The organism is Aquipuribacter aurantiacus, from assembly GCF_051216895.1.
Taxonomy (GTDB): Bacteria; Actinomycetota; Actinomycetes; order Actinomycetales; family JBBAYJ01; genus Aquipuribacter.
This window is the reverse complement of sequence record NZ_JBPKAO010000002.1, coordinates 209,136-227,275: the sequence shown is the minus strand read 5'-3', so window position 1 is coordinate 227,275 and position 18,140 is coordinate 209,136. Positions and strand designations below refer to the sequence as shown.

General features: G+C 74.2%; 16 protein-coding genes. 2 read left to right on the top strand and 14 right to left on the bottom strand.

The genetic code is table 11. From position 1 onward, the window contains the following. The first annotated feature begins 112 nt into the window (after positions 1-112). Positions 113-490 carry a coenzyme B12-dependent isobutyryl CoA mutase small subunit gene (gene icmB, locus ACR80Q_RS03865; protein WP_435376439.1) on the top strand — a complete coding sequence of 126 codons (378 nt, stop codon included), beginning with the start codon at positions 113-115 and terminating at the stop codon, positions 488-490. Between the two features lie 6 nt (positions 491-496). Here icmB and pcrA read toward each other — a convergent pair whose 3' ends face one another. After that, complete coding sequence (gene pcrA, locus ACR80Q_RS03860; protein ID WP_435376230.1) at positions 497-2,950, bottom strand: DNA helicase PcrA; 2,454 nt, start codon at positions 2,948-2,950, stop codon at positions 497-499. Between the two features lie 126 nt (positions 2,951-3,076). Between pcrA and ACR80Q_RS03855 the strand changes: the two genes are divergently transcribed. Then, entirely contained in the window at positions 3,077-3,799 is a 723-nt protein-coding gene (locus ACR80Q_RS03855) for a PIG-L deacetylase family protein (RefSeq protein ID WP_435376229.1), read from the top strand. 28 nt (positions 3,800-3,827) lie between these two features. Here the strand turns inward: ACR80Q_RS03855 and ACR80Q_RS03850 are convergent, their stop codons facing one another. The 13 genes from ACR80Q_RS03850 to glpK form a co-directional block, all read right to left on the bottom strand. Continuing rightward, entirely contained in the window at positions 3,828-4,187 is a 360-nt protein-coding gene (locus ACR80Q_RS03850; RefSeq protein ID WP_435376228.1) for a hypothetical protein, read from the bottom strand. A gap of 22 nt (positions 4,188-4,209) precedes the next feature. After that, positions 4,210-5,196, bottom strand: a complete 987-nt coding sequence (locus tag ACR80Q_RS03845; RefSeq protein WP_435376227.1) for a glutathione S-transferase family protein — start codon at positions 5,194-5,196, stop codon at positions 4,210-4,212. Further along, a complete protein-coding gene (locus tag ACR80Q_RS03840; protein ID WP_435376226.1) occupies positions 5,193-6,173 on the bottom strand; it encodes an NUDIX hydrolase in 981 nt (326 codons plus the stop codon). Before ACR80Q_RS03840 ends, ACR80Q_RS03845 begins: the two co-directional genes overlap by 4 nt. Continuing rightward, positions 6,170-6,511 carry a DUF3817 domain-containing protein gene (locus ACR80Q_RS03835; protein ID WP_435376225.1) on the bottom strand — a complete coding sequence of 114 codons (342 nt, stop codon included), beginning with the start codon at positions 6,509-6,511 and terminating at the stop codon, positions 6,170-6,172. Before ACR80Q_RS03835 ends, ACR80Q_RS03840 begins: the two co-directional genes overlap by 4 nt. Continuing rightward, entirely contained in the window at positions 6,508-7,383 is an 876-nt protein-coding gene (locus tag ACR80Q_RS03830; protein ID WP_435376224.1) for an SURF1 family protein, read from the bottom strand. Before ACR80Q_RS03830 ends, ACR80Q_RS03835 begins: the two co-directional genes overlap by 4 nt. 44 nt (positions 7,384-7,427) lie before the next feature. Beyond that, positions 7,428-7,976, bottom strand: coding sequence for a peptidase (locus ACR80Q_RS03825; protein WP_435376223.1), 549 nt, complete (start codon positions 7,974-7,976; stop codon positions 7,428-7,430). 107 nt (positions 7,977-8,083) lie between these two features. Further along, positions 8,084-8,383 (bottom strand): hypothetical protein, encoded by a 300-nt coding sequence (locus tag ACR80Q_RS03820; RefSeq protein ID WP_435376222.1) that lies wholly within the window; start codon positions 8,381-8,383, stop codon positions 8,084-8,086. A 133-nt stretch (positions 8,384-8,516) separates the two neighbouring features. After that, positions 8,517-10,097 carry a glutamine-hydrolyzing GMP synthase gene (guaA, locus tag ACR80Q_RS03815; RefSeq protein WP_435376221.1) on the bottom strand — a complete coding sequence of 527 codons (1,581 nt, stop codon included), beginning with the start codon at positions 10,095-10,097 and terminating at the stop codon, positions 8,517-8,519. Between the two features lie 9 nt (positions 10,098-10,106). Beyond that, positions 10,107-11,216 (bottom strand): hypothetical protein, encoded by a 1,110-nt coding sequence (locus tag ACR80Q_RS03810; protein ID WP_435376220.1) that lies wholly within the window; start codon positions 11,214-11,216, stop codon positions 10,107-10,109. 70 nt (positions 11,217-11,286) lie between these two features. Further along, positions 11,287-13,029 carry an FAD-dependent oxidoreductase gene (locus ACR80Q_RS03805; protein WP_435376219.1) on the bottom strand — a complete coding sequence of 581 codons (1,743 nt, stop codon included), beginning with the start codon at positions 13,027-13,029 and terminating at the stop codon, positions 11,287-11,289. After that, complete coding sequence (locus tag ACR80Q_RS03800) at positions 13,026-14,600, bottom strand: succinic semialdehyde dehydrogenase (protein ID WP_435376218.1); 1,575 nt, start codon at positions 14,598-14,600, stop codon at positions 13,026-13,028. Before ACR80Q_RS03800 ends, ACR80Q_RS03805 begins: the two co-directional genes overlap by 4 nt. An 87-nt stretch (positions 14,601-14,687) precedes the next feature. Further along, positions 14,688-16,346 (bottom strand): glycerol-3-phosphate dehydrogenase/oxidase, encoded by a 1,659-nt coding sequence (locus ACR80Q_RS03795; protein ID WP_435376438.1) that lies wholly within the window; start codon positions 16,344-16,346, stop codon positions 14,688-14,690. 213 nt (positions 16,347-16,559) lie between these two features. Then, positions 16,560-18,077 carry a glycerol kinase GlpK gene (gene glpK / locus ACR80Q_RS03790; protein ID WP_435376217.1) on the bottom strand — a complete coding sequence of 506 codons (1,518 nt, stop codon included), beginning with the start codon at positions 18,075-18,077 and terminating at the stop codon, positions 16,560-16,562. Positions 18,078-18,140 lie beyond the last annotated feature (63 nt).

Here is an 18,140-nt window from a genome sequence, read left to right as displayed (position 1 = left end):
GCAGGGGGTGCTTGCGGCGGTCTAGTCTCGAGGGGTGGACGACGTGGCAGAGAAGGCACGCGACCAGGCACCCGAGCAGGGCCGGTCAGAGGCAGAGCAGCAGCGACCCCCCGTGCGGGTGGTGATCGCCAAGCCGGGCCTGGACGGGCACGACCGAGGAGCCAAGGTCGTGGCGCGGGCGCTGCGCGACTCCGGGGTCGAGGTCGTCTACACGGGCCTGCACCAGACGCCCGAGCAGATCGTGTCCGCCGTGGTGCAGGAGGACGCGGACGCCGTGGGCCTGTCGGTGCTGTCCGGCGCGCACATGACGCTGTTCCCCAAGGTCATCGCCCTGCTCAAGGACGCCGGGGCCGACGACGTCGTCGTGTTCGGCGGCGGGATCATCCCCGAGGACGACATCCCGCTGCTGCAGGCGCAGGGCGTCGCGATGGTGTTCACGCCCGGGACGACGATGGCGAGCATCGTGGACTGGGTGCGCGCGAACGTCTGAGGCGACCTACAGCTTCTCCACCGGGGCGTAGCGCAGCAGCAGCCGCTTCTCCCCCAGCCCGCGGAAGTCGATCGTCGCCACGGCCTTGTCGCCCTCGCCGGAGACGGTGACCACCGACCCGAGTCCGAACGAGTCGTGGCTCACCCGGTCCCCCGGCTCCAGCCTGACGACCTCGCGGTTGCCGGTGCTCCGGGTCCCGGGCCGCATCGCGAGGCGCGCCATGGCCGGGGTCAGCGCCCGGCCGGTGCTGTACGCCTCCGACCCCGACCGGATCCCCATCCCGGCGGCGTCGACCGCCGAGGCGTCGCGCTTCCACTCGACGAGCTCCTTCGGGATCTCGTCGAGGAACCGGCTGGCCGGGAAGTACTGCGGCTGGCCCCACGCGCTGCGGACGCCGGCGCGGGACAGGTACAGCCGCTCCCGGGCCCGGGTGATGCCGACGTAGGCCAGGCGCCGCTCCTCGGCGATGCCGGCCGGGTCGTCCAGGGACCGCATGTGGGGGAAGGTGCCGTCCTCCATCCCGGTCAGGAACACGACCGGGAACTCCAGCCCCTTGGCCGTGTGCAGCGTCATCAGGGTGACCTGGCCGGCGTCGGCGGGCCCCAGGGGCTCGCCGTCCTCGCCCTCGGGCCGGTCGGGGATGGCGTCGGAGTCCGCGACCAGCGACGTCCGCTCCAGGAACTCCGCCAGGCTGCCGTCCGGGTTGGCCACGTCGTACTCCTGCGCCACACCCAGCAGCTCCGACAGGTTGTCGAGGCGACCCTCGTCCTGCGGGTCGGCGCTGCCGCGCAGCTCGGCCAGGTACCCCGAGCGGTCGAGCACCGCGGCCAGCACGGCCTCGACGCTCGCGCCGGACTCCACGACGGTGCGCAGCTCGTCCATCATCTCGGTGAACGCCTTGACCGCGTTGAACGAGCGGGCGGCCAGACCGGGGACGTCGTCCAGCTGGGCCAGCGCGGCGCCGAAGCTGATCCGTCGCCCGTCGGCGTGGCCCGCGACCAACGCCTCCGCCCGGTCGCCGATGCCCCGCTTGGGGACGTTCATGATGCGGCGCAGGTTGACGGAGTCGTCCGGGTTGGCCAGCGCCCGCAGGTAGGCCATCGCGTCCTTGATCTCACGCCGCTCGTAGAACCGGGTGCCGCCGACGACGACGTAGGGCACCCCGGTGCGGACCAGCACCTCCTCGACCGCCCGGGACTGGTTGTTGGTCCGGTAGAACACGGCGACGTCGCCGTAGGAGGCACCGTGCGAGTCCCGCAGCCGGTCGATCTCCTCCACCACGAAGGCGGCCTCGTCGTGCTCGGAGTCCGCGACGTAGCCGACGATCTTCGCGCCCGGCCCGGACGCGGTCCACAGCTTCTTGTCCTTGCGGCCGGGGTTGCGGCCGATGACGGCGTTGGCCGCGTCGAGGACGGTCTGGGTCGAGCGGTAGTTCTGCTCCAGCAGGACGACGTGGGCGTCCGGGTAGTCGGCCTCGAACTCCTCGATGTTGCGGATCGTCGCGCCGCGGAACGCGTAGATGGACTGGTCCGCGTCGCCGACCACCGTCAGCTCGCTGGGCCCCACGGGCGGGGCGGACCCGGTCGGCCCCGAGGGCGTCACGGCGTCCGCGTCGGCCACCTGCTGGTCGGTGCCGGGCAGCTCCTTCTCGTAGCCGCCCACCAGCTCGCGGACCAGCGTGTACTGGGCGTGGTTGGTGTCCTGGTACTCGTCGACCAGCACGTGGCGGAACCGGCGGCGGTAGTGCTCGGCCACCTCGGGGAAGGTCTGGAACAGGTGGACGACCTGCATGATCAGGTCGTCGAAGTCCAGGGCGTGCGCCTCCCGCAGCCGTCGGGTGTAGCCGCGGTAGACGTCCAGCAGGACCAGCTCGTCGGCCGTGCCGTCGGACACCCTGGCCGCGTAGTCGTCCGGGTCGAGCAGGTCGTTCTTCAGCGTGGAGATCCGCGACGCGAGCACCCGCGCCGGGTACTTCTTGGGGTCCAGGTCGAGGTCGCGGACGGTGATGCCGACCAGGCGCTGGGTGTCGGCGGCGTCGTAGATGGAGAACTGCGAGCGCAGCCCGAGGCGCTTGGACTCGTAGCGCAGGATGCGCACCGCGGCGGAGTGGAACGTCGACACCCACATCGAGCCCGCCCGCGGACCGACGAGCGCCTCGACCCGTTCCCGCATCTCGGCCGCGGCCTTGTTGGTGAACGTGATGGCCAGCACCTCGCCCGGGCGGACACCGCGCGCGCCCAGCAGGTGGGCGATCCGGTAGGTCAGCACCCGGGTCTTGCCCGAACCGGCCCCGGCCACGACCAGCAGCGGGGACCCGGCGTGGGTGACCGCCTCACGCTGCGCGGGGTTGAGGTCGGCGAGCAGCAGGTCGAGGTCCGCGGCCCCGCCGGGGGCCGGGTGCCGCTGACGGACCCCGCCGAGGACGGGGACCTGGGGAAGGTCGTCGAAGAGGGTGCTCATGCTCCGGTCGATCCTACGGCGACCGGGTGGGCCCGGACGCCTCGCCCACAGGCGCGGTGGGTGGATCGCCGCGCGCGGACCTACCCTGGTGGAAGTTGAACCCGTGACGACCCCAGGAGCCCTGCCGTGCCCAAGCCCGACACCGAGATCGAGCGCGCCCTGGCGGTGGCCGCGCACCCGGACGACATCGACTTCGGCTGCGCGGGCACGGTCGCCACGTGGGTCGACGCCGGGGTCGAGGTGACCTACCTGCTCATCACCCGGGGCGACCAGGGGGGCTTCGACGACACCCCGCGCGACCAGATGGCGTCGCTGCGCGAGGCCGAGCAGCGCGCCGCCGCCAAGGCGGTCGGCGTCACGGACGTCCGGTTCCTCGAGGGGTACCGGGACGGCTGGGTGGAGCCCACCCGGGAGCTGGAGCGCGACATCGCCCGCGTCATCCGTCAGGTCAGGCCGCAGCGCATGATCATCCAGTCGCCCGAACGCAACTACCAGCGCCTGCCGGCCTCGCACTCCGACCACCTGGCCGCCGGCGAGGCCGCGATCCGCGCCATCTACCCGACGGCCCGCAACCCGTTCGCCTGGCCGGAGATGCTGGCCGACGAAGGTCTCGAGCCGTGGATCGTCAACGAGGTGTTCATCGCGGGCCACCCGGCCGCGGACCATGCCGTGGACGTGACGCACACCTTCGAGCGCAAGGTCGCCGCGCTGCTCGAGCACCGCAGCCAGACCGGTCACATGACCGAGCTGGAGTCGCTGCTGCACGACTGGGCCACCCGCAACGCCGCCCTGGGCGGGCTGGCCGACGGTCGGCTGGCCGAGATCTACCTGGTGTCCGAGCTGACCTGAGGCCGACCGCTCGGGCCCGGCCCGCCGCTCAGCCGAGGAAGCGGTCGCTCCACAGCACGGCGACGCTCACGTTGACCAGGGCCAGCCCACCGACCAGGTGGAGGAGGCCCTTGGGGATGGTGTCCTTGCCGCGGTTCACCCACACCAGCACGGCGATGACCAGCGCCAGGAGCAGCTTGACGGTGATCTTGGCGTTGTCGATGTTGTCGCCGTCGAACACCGGGTAGCTGAGCCCGACCAGCAGCAGCCCCGTCACCAGGGCGACGAGCGAGCCGTGGACCATGGCGGTCAGGATGCGGGGCTGGCGGACGGCGACCAGCCAGCCCCCGACCACCCCCGCCATGCCGATGAGGTGCAGGACCACGATCACGCCGTAGAGGATGGCCATGGCTCCACCCTACGAGCCGGCGTCAGCCGGTTGCGGCAGGCACGGCCGGGGGCCAGCCGGTCAGGTCGGGTCCCTTCGGCACGATCCCGGTCGGGTTGATCTGGTGGTGCGTGCCGTAGTAGTGCCGCTTGATGTGGTCGAAGTCCACGGTGGCGCCCCAGCCGGGCCGGGCGAACAGCTCGCGGGCGTAGCGCCACAGGTTCGGCATCTCCGTCGGCTTGTTGCGGTTGGTCTTGAAGTGGCCGTGGTAGGCCGCGTCGAAGCGGACCAGCGTGGTGAACAGCCGGACGTCGACCTCGGTCGGCTCCTCGCCCAGGAGGAACCGGGACGACCCCAGCCGCTCCTCGAGCTCGTCGAGGCGGGCGAACAACCGGTCGTAGGCCTGCTCGTAGGCGTCCTGCTCGGTGGCGAAGCCGCAGCGGTAGACGCCGTTGTTCACGTCGGCGTAGATGTCGTCGATCAGGGGCTGCATGTCCGCGCGCAGGTGCTCCGGCCACAGGTCGGGCGCACCGGGACGGTGGTGGGCGGTCCACTGCGTCGACAGGTCGAGCGTGATCTGCGGGTAGTCGTTGGTGACGACGTGCCCGGTCAGGGTGTCCACGACGCAGGGCACCGTGAAGCGCCCGGAGAACCCCGGGTCGGTGCGCAGGTAGGCCTCGGACAGGAGCTCGATGCCCAGCACGGGGTCGCGGTGGCCGTCGTCCAGCCAGAACCGCCACCCGGCCTCGTCACGGATCGGGTCGACCACGGCCAGCGAGATCGCGTCCTGCAGCCCGAGCAGGCCACGGACGATCAGCGCCCGGTGCGCCCACGGGCAGGCCAGGCAGACCACGAGCCGGTAGCGGCCGGCCTCGACCGGCCAGCGGCCCTGCTCGTCCGGCCCCTCGCCGGGGCCGGAGGTGCTGTCGGCGCTGATCCGGCCGGTGAAGTGGTTGGCCTGACGGGTCCACTCCCCCCGGGGCGAGGTCTCGCTGCCGAACTGGGCGGCCTTGGGCGGGGGTGTGCTCACGCCCCGATGCTACGAGCCAGCGGGTGCTCCAGCAGGGTCAGGGCGTCCCGGACCAGCGAGCCCACCCCCAGGTCCGCCACCTGCGCCACGGGCACCCAGCGCACGTCGGCGGTCGAGCCCCCGACCTCGACGACCCGCGGCTCGTCCCGGCTCACGTCGACCCGGTGGACCAGCCGGACGCCGTGGAAGTCCTCCAGCAGCCCCGACGGTGCGCGGCCGGTGAAGTGGGTGCTGCTCAGGCCCAGCACGCTCGCCCCGGTGACCAGCAGCCCGGTCTCCTCGTGCATCTCGCGGTGCAGCCCGAGCTCGGTGGTCTCGCCGTGGTCCAGGCCGCCGCCGGGCAGGGTCCAGCGCTGGGCCCCGCCGACGTGGTCGGCCAGCAGCGTGAGCAGCAGCTCCTCGCGCGGGCCGGTGCCGCGCAGGGCCACCCCGTAGACACCGATCCGGAGCCGCGGGACCGCCCCGTCCGGGCCCGGGGGCACCGCGGCCGGGTCGGCCCCACCCACGCCGGACAGCGGCTGGAGGGCGTCGAGGTCGGGACGCAGCGGGCCCAGCGGCACGGGCGCCAGGCCGAGCGCCCGGGCGACGTAGGGCGCCAGCGGGAGGGTCCCGGCCCGGTCGGGCGCCACCACCCGCAGCTGCTCCGAGGACCCGTCCAGCTCCGGGCGCAGCCGGCCACCGACCACCGTGACGTCGTAGACGCAGCGCACCGTGTGGACCTGGACGCCCCGGTGGGGCAGGTCGAGCACGTCGGTGAGGACCTCGGCCAGCCGGTCCACCTGCACCTGCAGCCCGGTCTCCTCGGCCACCTCGCGCACGACGGCGGCGTCGGGGTGCTCGCCGTGGTCGACGCCACCGCCGGGCAGGAACCACCGCCCGGCCAGGTCCGAGCGGCTCGACGCCTCGACCAGGAGCACGCCGGGACCCGGTCCCGGCCGCACGCGGGCGTAGGCGGCCAGGCGCTGGACCGGTCTCACGTGGCGCCGGTGCCCGCCGCCTCGCGCTCGGTCAGGGCGGCCCGGACGTCGGCGCTGACCAGGCGCTCGGCGTAGAACGACAGGAACGGCACCGTGCCGGCCAGGAGCACGCCCAGCGTCGTGAGCGGTCGCCACCTGCGTCGGCTCGCCAGGTCGATGCCGGCGGCCAGGTAGAGCATGTACCCGAACCCGTGGATCGGGCTGACGGTGGTCGACACCACGTCGGTGCGGTACCCGAACAGGTCCGTGTACCGGAGCAGGATGCCGATGGTCAGCAGGATGAGGAACACCCCCACGATCCAGGCGATGACACGGAACCTGAGCAGGGCGGACCTCACGTGGTGCTCCTCTCGGTCGGGCGTTGCCGGGGCAGGGGCTCCTCCGGGGACCAGGGGTCCTCGGGCGGGTCGGGCTCGGCGGCCGCGGCGCCGGCCACGGCCGCCTGCCGGGTGACGTCGTCGCGCAGCATCCGCCACCACAGCAGGACGGCGAAGGCCGCGAAGACGAACCACTGCGCGGAGTAGGCCAGGTTGCGCCAGTCCCGGGTCTGGGTCTGCTCCTCCGGCGGGGCCGGCAGCAGGGCAGGCACCACCCCGTCGGCCCCGGTTCCCTCGGCCCCGGTCCCCTCGGGCGCCGAGGCCAGGACGACGAACCCGGGCACGAGCTGCTCGGGCCACCGGTTGGCGAGGTCCGCGGTGGACAGCAGCCCGACCACGCCCTCCGGCTGCACGACGTCGACCGGGATGTCCAGGGGCTCGGACTGCTGGACCCAGCCGAGCAGGACGACGGGGCCGGACACCGGGGCCACGTCGGTCCCGGCGGTGCCGTCGGGGACCCAGCCGCGCACCACGGGGGCGAGCCCGGTGCCGTCGGCCAGCTCCACGGCCGTCATCACCCACGCGCCCGCCGCCGCGTCGAGCTCGCGGTCGGCGACCAGCAGGGTGCGCTCGGGCCGCCACGTCCCCTCGACGCGGACCAGATCGCCGGACGCCTCGTCGGGGACGAGCGCACCCTCACCGGGCGCCCGGGACACCGTGGTCACCTCCGGCAGGGAGGCGGGGTCGACCTGCTCGAGGTCGACGACCTCCCGCTCGGCCGTGGGGACGCTGCGCTCCCACTGCCAGGTGCCGAGCACGGCCATGGTGATCACGGCCGCGACGAGCACGACGGTGGAGGCCGCCCAGCGCCACGAGAGGAGGGTCCTGACCACCAGACCAGGGTACGGACCCGGGGACCGTCGCCGGTGCGGGCCCCTCAGGCGGCCATCAGCAGCGACAGGACCGCCGTGTCGACGTCCTGGGACGGGTCGACGCCGCGCAGGCTCAGCAACCGGGTGATGGTGCCGTCCGGCTCGGCCTCGACCCAGGCCGCCCGGTGGTCCAGCCCCAGGTGGGGCGCCCCGGGGAGCAGCACGCAGCCGCTGGCCACGCCGTCGGCCTCGGGCGTGGTCGAGGGCGTCTCGCTGGGTGGGTGCAGCAGCAGCAGCGCGACCGGCGGCTCCTGGGGCCGGCTCGACGTGGCGGAGGGGTCGAGCGCCCGGCCGACCAGGCGCACCAGGCCCACCGCGTCGGGCACGCCGTCGCCGTCGGGGCGCGTCTCGGTGGCGCTGAACAGCGAGGTGGTCGGGAGCAGGCCCGGCGTCGTGGCCACCCGCACGGCCAGCGTCAGCAGCTGCACCCACTCCCGGGTGCTGTCGGGCCAGCGGCCGGACACGAGGAAACCGGCCAGGCCCTCGCCCGCGCGGTGCAGCGGGGCGACGCCGACCGAGCGGATGTCGTCGGGCCGGTCCTGTCGTGGGTCCATGACACCTCCCCTGGCGCGGGGACCGGACCGGTCCCGTGAGAGCGACAGCGTGAGGTCATGATCGGCTGGCACACAAGATCCCCTGAGTGCCAGCGGTCGAGCAGCCCTCAGCCGGCCCTCAGGTCGAGCATCCGGTGGCCGTGCACCTCGCCGTCGCTGAGGTTCAGCACCAGCACCATCGCCACCCTGCGGTCGACGGTCTCCACGAGCACGTGCACCCAGCGACCGCCGCGCATGGCGTAGGCCTTGGGGACGCCGAGCTCACCCGGTGGGTGGCCCTGCCACTCCTGGGGCGGCAGCGCGTCGATGTACGACTCGACCAGCTCCCACATCTGCTCCCCGACGCCGCACGGGCGTGGTCGGGGGCTCACGGTGGCCTGCAGCTCGCCCTCGGTCAGCGCGCGCACCGGAGGACCGTACCGACCGGCGACACGACACGCCGTCCGGAGCGCCGCTCGGCCGTCGACCCCCCGCACCGTGTCGCTGGTCGGTACGCCGAGGGCGTCGGCTGCGTCGACCTGGGGCGCCGGGGCGCGCGCCTCACTCCCACTCGATGGTGCCCGGCGGCTTGCTCGTGACGTCGAGGACCACCCGGTTGACCTCACGGACCTCGTTGGTGATGCGGGTCGACACCTTCTGCAGCACGTCGTAGGGCAGCCGGGTCCAGTCCGCCGTCATGGCGTCCTCGCTGCTGACCGGGCGCAGCACCACCGGGTGGCCGTAGGTGCGGCCGTCGCCCTGCACCCCGACGCTGCGGACGTCGGCCAGCAGGACCACCGGGCACTGCCAGACCTCGCGGTCCAGCCCCGCGGCGGTGAGCTCCTCGCGGACGATCGCGTCGGCGCGGCGCAGCGTGGCGAGCCGGTCGGCGGTCACCTCGCCGATGATCCGGATCCCCAGCCCGGGACCGGGGAACGGCTGGCGCCAGACGATGTCGCCGGGGACGCCGAGCTCCAGGCCGACGCGGCGGACCTCGTCCTTGAACAACGCCCGCAGCGGCTCGACCAGGGCGAACTGCAGGTCGTCCGGCAGCCCGCCCACGTTGTGGTGGCTCTTGATGACGGCGGTGCCGTTGCCGCCGCCGGACTCGACGACGTCCGGGTACAACGTCCCCTGGACCAGGAACTCGACGGTCTCGCCCTCGGCCTGGGAGGCGGCGACGACGTCGGCCGCGGCCTCCTCGAAGACCCGGATGAACTCCCGGCCGATGATCTTGCGCTTGGTCTCGGGGTCGGTGACACCGGCCAGCGCGGACAGGAAGCGCTCGGCGGCGTCGACGACGACGAGCTCCACCCCGGTCGCGGCGACGAAGTCCTGCTCGACCTGCTCGACCTCGCCCTCGCGCAGCAGGCCGTGGTCCACGAGGACGCAGGTCAGCCGGTCGCCGATGGCGCGCTGCACCAGGGCCGCGGCCACCGAGGAGTCGACGCCGCCGGACAGGCCGCAGACGGCGCGGGAGTCGCCGACCTGCGCGCGGATGGCCTCGACCTGGTCGTGGATGACGTTGCCGATGGTCCAGGTGGGCGCGATACCCGCGATCTCGTGGAGGAAGTGCTCGAGGACGGCCTGGCCGTGCGCGGAGTGCAGCACCTCGGGGTGGAACTGCACCCCCGCGAGCCGACGCTCCGGGTCCTCGAACGCCGCGACGGGGGTGCCGGCGGTACGGGCGACGACCTCGAAGCCGGCCGGGGCGGCGGTGACGGCGTCACCGTGCGACATCCAGACCGACTGCCGCAGCGGCAGGCCGTGGAACAGCGTGGAGTCCCCGGACACGACGTCGAGGTCGGTGCCGCCGAACTCGGCGCGGCCGGTCTGCTCGACGGTGCCGCCGAGGGCCCGGGCCATGGCCTGGAAGCCGTAGCAGATGCCGAACGCGGGCACCCCGGCCTCGAACAGCTCGGGCCCGACGTCGGGAGCGCCGTCGGCGTACACCGAGGACGGCCCGCCCGACAGGATGATCGCGGCGGGGTTGCGCTCGAGCATCTCCCCCACCGGCATGGTGTGGGGCACGATCTCGCTGTAGACCCGGGCCTCACGCACCCGGCGCGCGATGAGCTGCGCGTACTGGGCGCCGAAGTCGACGACGAGGACGGTCGGGTGGGTCGTGGCGGGTTCGGTCACCCCGCCAGGCTAGTCGCGCGAGCGGGTCCCGGTGGCGGGGCGGCCGACGGTCCGCAGCAGGTGCCGGCCGACCAGGACACCGCCGCCGAGCAGCAGCGCCAGGCCGAGCGCGCGGGCCGTCGGGTCCCCGGCGGGGGTGACCTGCGAGGCGGCCGCCACCTCGACCGTGTCGACGGGCGCGGCCTTCCCGGCGCTGGACCGGAGGACGGTGCCGGTCCGGTCCTCGGCCGCGGCGGGGACGGCGACCTCGGACGCGGCGGCGACCGCGGGGCCGCTGACGGCGGTGGCAGCGGCGGGGGCCGTGGTGACGGCGGGGGCCGTGGGCGTGTGACGGGGCGTCGCGGCGGGGGCGTGGCGGACCACGGTCGTGCCGGTGCGGTCCGGGTGGGCCGGGCGCCCGTGACCACCCCGCGCGGGGTCGCCGGCGGCGGGCCCTGCGGCCGGTGCGGGTGCGGGGTCCTCGGCCGACGGCTCGGGGGTCCCGGTGGTGGGTGCCGGGGCGCCGGGGACGGGCGGGGCTGGCGGGGCTGACGGGGCGTCCGGGGCGGAGTGGCAGCGGGTGTCCAGCTCGGCGCCGGGCCCGACGGCCCAGACCGCCGTGTCCCCGCCGTCGGTGAACGTGGCCCCCCGGGACAGGACGGCGCGCAGCCGGGTGGTGGCCCGCGGGTCCACGGGGACCGACGTCGCGCCGGCCACCGAGCTGCGCCCCGAGGCGTCGACCCACCAGGTCACCGGGCCCACCGACGGCAGCAGGACGGTGGCGCTCGTGCACCCGGTCCCGACCACCAGCCCCGGGGTCAGGGTCGAGCGGGACAGCACCTCGGCCTGGGGCAGCTCGGGCTGAGGCTCGACCGACGGCTCCGGCGCCACCTCGGGCTCGGGTGCGACCTCGGGCTCCGGCGCCACCTCGGGCTCGGGCGCCACCTCGGGCTCGGGCGCGACCTCGACCTCGACCTCGACCTCGACCTCGACGACCGCGGGCGGCTCGGCCGCCCCGTGCCCTGGGTCGGTCACGGCGAGCGCGGGCGCCGCACCGCCCAGCAGGACCAGGGTCGTGACGGCGGCCGACACCAGGAGGGTCGCGGTGGAGCGGGCGTCGCGGCACCCGGGTTCACGCATGGGCTGATCTCACCGCGCCGGAGGGCCCCGTGTCCTCCGCTCGGCGCAGTCGCCCGGGCGAGTCGTCCCGCTACGTCACCTTCCGGGTGATGTGCTGACCCGACGGAGTTTCCTGATTGCGCTGCGTGACGACGCCGGGTGACCTCCTGCTGGGCCACAGCGCGAAGACCCGCTCGGCCTGCGCCGTGATCGTCAGCGCCGGGTTCACCCCCAGGTTGGCGCTCACCGCCGCCCCGTCGACCACGTGCAGGCCGGGGTGCCCGTGCACCTGCTGCCGGGCGTCCAGCACGGAGTCCTCCGCGGAACGACCGATCGGGCAGCCGCCCAGGAAGTGCGCCGTCATGGGGATGTCGAGCACGTCGACCACCGTGCCACCCGCCCTCGTCCGCACCCCCGTCGTCTGCTCCAGGCGGGCCGCGAGCCGGCGGATCGCGTCGTGCCCGGCGGGGATCCAGGTCGGGTTGGGCTCGCCGTGACCGTGCCGCGAGGTCAGCCGGCCCCCCCACAGCCGGCCCCGACGCCACGACGTCGTCAGCGAGTTGTCCCGCGACTGCATCACCAGGCCGATCACCGCCCGCCGGCTCCAGCCCCGCACGGCCAGGCTGCGCAGCCACACCAGGGGGTGCCGCAGCGCCTGCGTCGCGAAGCCGAGCGGCCGGGACCGGCCCCCGCCGTCCACCAGCAGCGTGGCCAGCAGGCCCATGGCGTCCGAGCCCGCCCCGTACCGGCAGTTCTCGACGTGGGTGTCCGCGTCGGGGTGGAACGACGAGGTGATGGCCAGACCCCGGGTCAGGTCCACGTCGGGCACCCGGTCCGCGACCGCCCCGACGAGCGCCTCGGAGTTGGTCCGCGTCAGGGTGCCCAGCGCAGCGGGCAGCCGCGGCAGCACGCCCTCGGCCCGCAGCCGCAGCAGCAGCGACTGGGTCCCCCAGGCACCCGCGGCCAGGACCACGTCGCGGCAGGTGACCGTGCGGCGGTCGCGGCGCAGCCCACCCAGCCCCGGCGCCCCGGTCCGCTGGGTCGTCACGCGCCAGCCCCGCGACGTCTCGGTCGGGTCCACGGGCTCGACCCGCGTCACCGTGCGCAGCGCCTCGACCCGCGCCCCGGACCGCTCGGCCAGGTGCAGGTAGTTCTTGACCAGTGTGTTCTTGGCCCCCACCCGGCAGCCCACCATGCAGTTGCCGCACCCGGTGCAGGCGGTCCTGCCCGGTCCGCGGCCGTCGAAGTAGGGGTCGGGACCGGTCCGCCCGGCGGGAACGGTGGGCGTGGGCAGGAACACCCCGACCGGGACCCGGCGGAAGGTGTCCCCGACCCCCATGTCCTCCGCGGTGCGGCGCATGGCCTGCTCGACGGGCCCGTCGAAGGTGCTGGTCGTCACCCCGAGCATCCGTTCCGCGGTGTCGTAGTGCGGGGCGAGCTCGCTCTGCCAGTCGGCCACGTCCGCCCAGGGGCCGCTGCGGTAGAACGCGGCCGGCGGGCGGTACAGGGTGCAGGCGTAGTTCAGCGACCCGCCGCCCACCCCGGCGCCGGCCAGGACGAGGACGTGCGGCAGGCGGTGGATCCGTTGCACCCCGTACCAGCCGAGCCGAGGCGCCCACAGGTACCGCGGCAGGTCCCAGGACGTGCGGGCGTGCTCCGCGTCGGCGAACCGCCGACCCGCCTCGTAGACCAGGACGTCGTAGCCCTTCTCGGTCAGCCGCAGCGCGGCGACGGACCCCCCGAACCCGGACCCGACGACGACCACGTCGTGGTCGAGGCCCTCGCCGGCGGGGTCCGCAGCAGGGTCGTCGGAGCGGTGCCCGGGGCGGCTCACGGCAGCCTCAGCCGCCGCAGCACCGTGGCGGTGGCACCCAGCACCCGGGTGCGGACGGCGGGCGGCGCACCCATCACCCACGCCGCGACAGGGGTCCGCTGGGTGATGACGGTGCGCGTGCGGGTGACCTCGTGCAGCCCTTCGACGCCGTAGCGCCGACCGAGCCCTGACGTGCCCCAGCCGCCGATGGGCGCCGCGACGGACCCCCAGGCGACCAGGTGCACCTCGTTGACCACGACGGTGCCGGTGCGGACCCGGGCCGCGAGCGCCTGCGCGCGAGCGACGTCGCGGGACCAGATGCTCGCCATCAGCCCGGCGTCGGTGTCGTTCATCGCGGCCAGGGCCGCCTCGTCGTCGGACACCACCCGCAGCGACACGAGGGGCCCGAAGGTCTCCTCCCGGGCGCAGCGGGCCTCGGGCGGGACGTCGGCGAGGACCGTGGGGGCCATGAACGACGGTCCCAGGTCCGGTCGCGCCGTGCCGCCGGTCAGCACCCGGGCGCCGCGGTCGGTGGCGTCGTGCACGTGCGCCAGGACGTGCCGGACGTGCTCGGGCGACACCAGGCTGCCCAGGTCGACCTCGTGGTCGCGACGCCAGCCGAGCCGCAGCGCCTCGGTGCGGGCGACGAAGGCGCGGGTGAAGCGCTCGGCCACGTCGGCGTGCACGTACACCCGCTCGCTGGACGTGCAGGTCTGACCGGCCCCGCCGAAGCAGTCGCGCACCGCGGCCGCGGCGGCCCGCTCGACGTCGGCGTCGGCCGCCACGTACAGCGCGTTCTTGCCGCCCAGCTCCAGCGTGCACCCGACGAGCCGGGCGCCCGCACGGGCCGCGACTTGCCGCCCGACCCGTTCCGACCCGGTGAACAGGACGTGGTCGACGTGGTCGACGACCGCCTCGCCCAGCTCGGCGGAGGACCCGGCGACACCCGCGACCACGCCGTCGGGCACCCCGGCGTCGGCCAGCAGCCCCAGCACCGCCCCGGCCAGCGGGGTGGAGCGGAGGTCCGGCTTGAGCAGCACCGCGTTGCCGGCCAGCAGGGCCGGGACGGTGTCGCCCAGCAGGAACACCAGCGGGTAGTTCCAGGCCGCGATGTTGCCCACCACCCCGGCCGGCTCGCGGCGCACCGACGCCGACGTGGCCAGCGGGAGGTAGCCGCCGCGTCGCTGCGGCGCGAGGGCCGCGGGGCCGCGGGCCGCCGTGCGTCGGCACACCTGCAGGACGCCGACCACCTCGAGGAAGGCGTCCGCGCGGGCCTTGCCCGTCACCAGCTGGACCAGGTCGGTGATCTCCTCCCGGCGGGCCAGGACGAGGTCGTGGACGGCCAGCACGACACGGGCGCGCGAGCGGGCGCTCCGACCGGCCCAGCCTCGCTGCGCGGCCCGGGCCCGGGCCGCGGCGTCGGCGACGTCGGCCCGGCTCGAGCCCCGCACCGTGGCGACGGTCTCACCCGTCGCCGGGGCTACCACCGCCAGCGGCTCCCCGCGGCCGACCAGCCGACGCAGGTGCCCCGCGACGACGTCCGGGGACACGACCTGGGAGGCCGGGACCACCACCGACGTCGGAGCGAGCATGCGGTCAGCCTACGTCCGCACCGCCGTGGCCCCGGGGACCCACCGGCCACCGCCCCGGGCACCGCGGCGCCGCTCGACGCCGCCGGCTCAGCGCAGCGGCACGACCTCCGGTGCACCGAGGCGCACGGCGTCGGCCGTCTCGTCGTCCGGCTGCTCCTGGCTGCCGCGCTCGGCCTCGACCCGGGCCAGGTAGTGCTCGACCTCGCGGTCCACCTGCTCCTGGCCCCAGCCCAGCACCCGGGCCATCAGCTCCGCCGCCGGCCGTGCCGCGCCCACCCCCCGGTCGAAGGTCTCGATCGACACCCGCAGCCGCCGGGCCAGGACGTCCTCCAGGTGGCGGGCACCCTCGTGGGTGCAGGCGTAGACGACCTCGGCCTGCAGGTAGTCCTCGGCACCGGGCAGCGGCTGGGCCAGGTCCTCGTCCCGGGCCACCAGGGCCAGCAGGTCGTCGACGTCGGTGCCGTAGCGACCCAGCAGGTGCTCGATGCGGGCCACGTGCACCCCCGACGCCTCCGCCTTGCGGACGCGGGAGTTCCAGGCGGCCGTGTACCCGGCCGCGCCGACCATCGGGATGTTCTCCGTGCAGGAGTCCGGGACCCGGAACGGCAGCGCGTGCACGGCCTCGTCGACGGCGTCCTTGGCCATCACCCGGTACGTCGTGTACTTGCCGCCGGCGACGACGACCAGGCCCGGCACCGGGTGGGCGACGACGTGCTCGCGCGACAGCTTGGACGTGGAGTCCGACTCCCCCGACAGCAGCGGCCGCAGCCCGGCGTAGACGCCCTCGACGTCCTCCTTGTGCAGCGGCCGCTCGAGCACGGCGTTGACGTGGTCGAGCAGGTACTGGATGTCCGTGCTGGACGCGGCGGGGTGCGCCTTGTCCAGCTCCCAGTCGGTGTCGGTGGTGCCGATGATCCAGTGCCGGCCCCACGGGATGAGGAACAGCACCGACTTCTCGGTCCGCATGATCATGCCGGTGGTGGACTGGATCCGGTCCTTGGGCACCACCAGGTGCATGCCCTTGCTGGCGCGGACCTTGAACTGGCCCCGCCCGCCCACCATGTCCTGGGTGTCGTCGGTCCAGACGCCCGTGGCGTTGATGACCTGCTTGGCCCGGACCTCGATGGTGCGCCCGGACTCCAGGTCCGTGGCGATGACGCCGACCACCCGCTCGCCCTCGCGCAGGAACCCGGTGACGCGGGTGCGGCTCGCGACGTGCGCGCCGTAGGCGGCGGCGGTGCGGGCCAGGCCCATGGTGTGGCGGGCGTCGTCGATCTGCGCGTCGTAGTACTGGATCGCGCCGATCATGGCGTCCTTGCGCAGCGACGGGACGAGCCGCTGCACCTGCTTGCCGGACAGGTGCTTGTGGAAGGGCACCCCGGTCGAGTGGCCGCCGCCGAGGCTCATCAGGTCGTAGAGCATGATCCCGGAGCCGATGTAGGCCCGCTCCCACACCCGGTGGGTGAGCGGGTACAGGAACGGGACGGGCCGGCACAGGTGCGGGGCCAGCCGGGTGAGGATCAGCCCGCGCTCGCGCAGCGCCTCCCGCACCAGGCCGAAGTCGAGCATCTCCAGGTAGCGGAGCCCGCCGTGGACCAGCTTGCTGGAGCGGCTCGACGTGCCGGACGCGAAGTCGCGGGCCTCGATGAGCGCCGTGGTCAGGCCGCGGGTGGCGGCGTCGAGCGCGGCCCCGGTCCCCACGACCCCGCCGCCCACGACGACGACGTCGAGCTCGCCCTCCTGCATCGCGGCGAGCGCGTGCTCGCGGTCGACGGGACCGAGCCGACCCCGGTGGGACAGCTCGCGACCGATCAGGTGGGGTGCGGGGGTCAGGGGTACGGCGGTCTGGTCTGCCTCGGTCACGGTCGTGTCCTCGTCTCGTGGTGGTGCTCGAGCGGTCGGTGGGTCCATGGTCCACCCGGGGGTGCGGTCGCACGACCGCACCCCCGGGCCTGCCGGTCAGTCGACGTCCACCCAGTCCAACGTGCGCTGGACGGCCTTCTTCCACTGCGCGTGGCCCTTCGCGCGGGCCTCGTCGTCCCACTGCGGGGACCAGTGGCTGCCCTCGTTCCAGTTCTCGCGCAGCTCGTCGGTGTTCTTCCAGAACCCGACGGCCAGCCCGGCCGCGTAGGCCGCGCCGAGCGCGGTGGTCTCGGCCACCACGGGCTTGGACACCTCGACCCCGAGGACGTCCGCCTGGATCTGCATGCACAGGTCGTTGGCGGTGACGCCGCCGTCGACCTTGAGGATGTCCAGGTGCACGCCGGAGTCGTTCTCCATCGCGTCCACGACGTCCTTGGACTGGTAGCAGATGGCCTCGAGGGTGGCCCGGGCCAGGTGCGCGTTGGTGTTGAACCGAGACAGCCCGACGATGGCGCCACGGGCGTCGGAGCGCCAGTAGGGGGCGAACAGGCCGGAGAACGCCGGCACGAAGTACACGCCGCCGGAGTCCGGTACCTGCCGGGCCAGCGACTCCGACTGCGCGGCGCCGGAGATGATGCCCAGCTGGTCGCGCAGCCACTGCACGGCCGAGCCGGTGACGGCGATCGAGCCCTCCAGCGCGTAGACCGGCTTGTCGTCGCCGAACTGGTAGCAGACGGTGCTGAGCAGCCCCGACTTGGAGCGGACGAGCTCCTCACCGGTGTTGATGAGCATGAAGTTGCCCGTGCCGTAGGTGTTCTTGGCCTCGCCGGGCGCGAAGCAGACCTGCCCGACCATGGCCGCGTGCTGGTCGCCCAGGTCACCGGTCAGCGGCACCTCCGCCCCCACCGGCCCGTTGACCAGCGTCGTGCCGTAGCCCGCGGGCAGCGACGACGGCTTGATCTCGGGCAGCATCTGGCGGGGGATGTCGAAGAAGCCCAGCAGCTCGTCGTCCCAGTCCAGCGTCTCCAGGTTCATGAGCATGGTGCGGCTGGCGTTGGTGGGGTCGGTGACGTGGACGCCGCCGTCGGCGCCCCCGGTCAGGTTCCACAGCAGCCAGCTGTCGGTGTTGCCGAACACGGCGTGGCCCTGCTCGGCCGCCTCGCGGACCCCGTCGACGTTCTCCAGGATCCACTGGATCTTGCCGCCCGAGAAGTAGGTCGCCGGCGGCAGCCCGGCCTTCTGCCGGATGACGTCGCCCCTGCCGTCGCGATCGAGCTTGGAGGCGATGCGGTCGGTCCGGGTGTCCTGCCAGACGATGGCGTTGTAGTACGGCCGCCCGGTGCGGCGGTCCCAGACCACGGTGGTCTCGCGCTGGTTGGTGATGCCGAGGGCGGCCAGGTCGCTGCCGGTCAGACCGGCCCGGTTGAGGGCGGTCTTGATGACCGAGGACGTGCGCTCCCAGATCTCCACCGGGTTGTGCTCCACCCAGCCGGCCTGCGGCAGGATCTGCTCGTGCTCGAGCTGGTACTTGCCCCGCTCGTTCCCCCCGTGGTCGAAGATCATGAAGCGTGAGCTGGTGGTGCCCTGGTCGACTGCTCCGACGAAATCTGCCATTGGTCTGTCCCTCTCCATCGTGGGTCCTGTCAACGTGCTCGAGGTGCGGGGGCCTCACCCCCT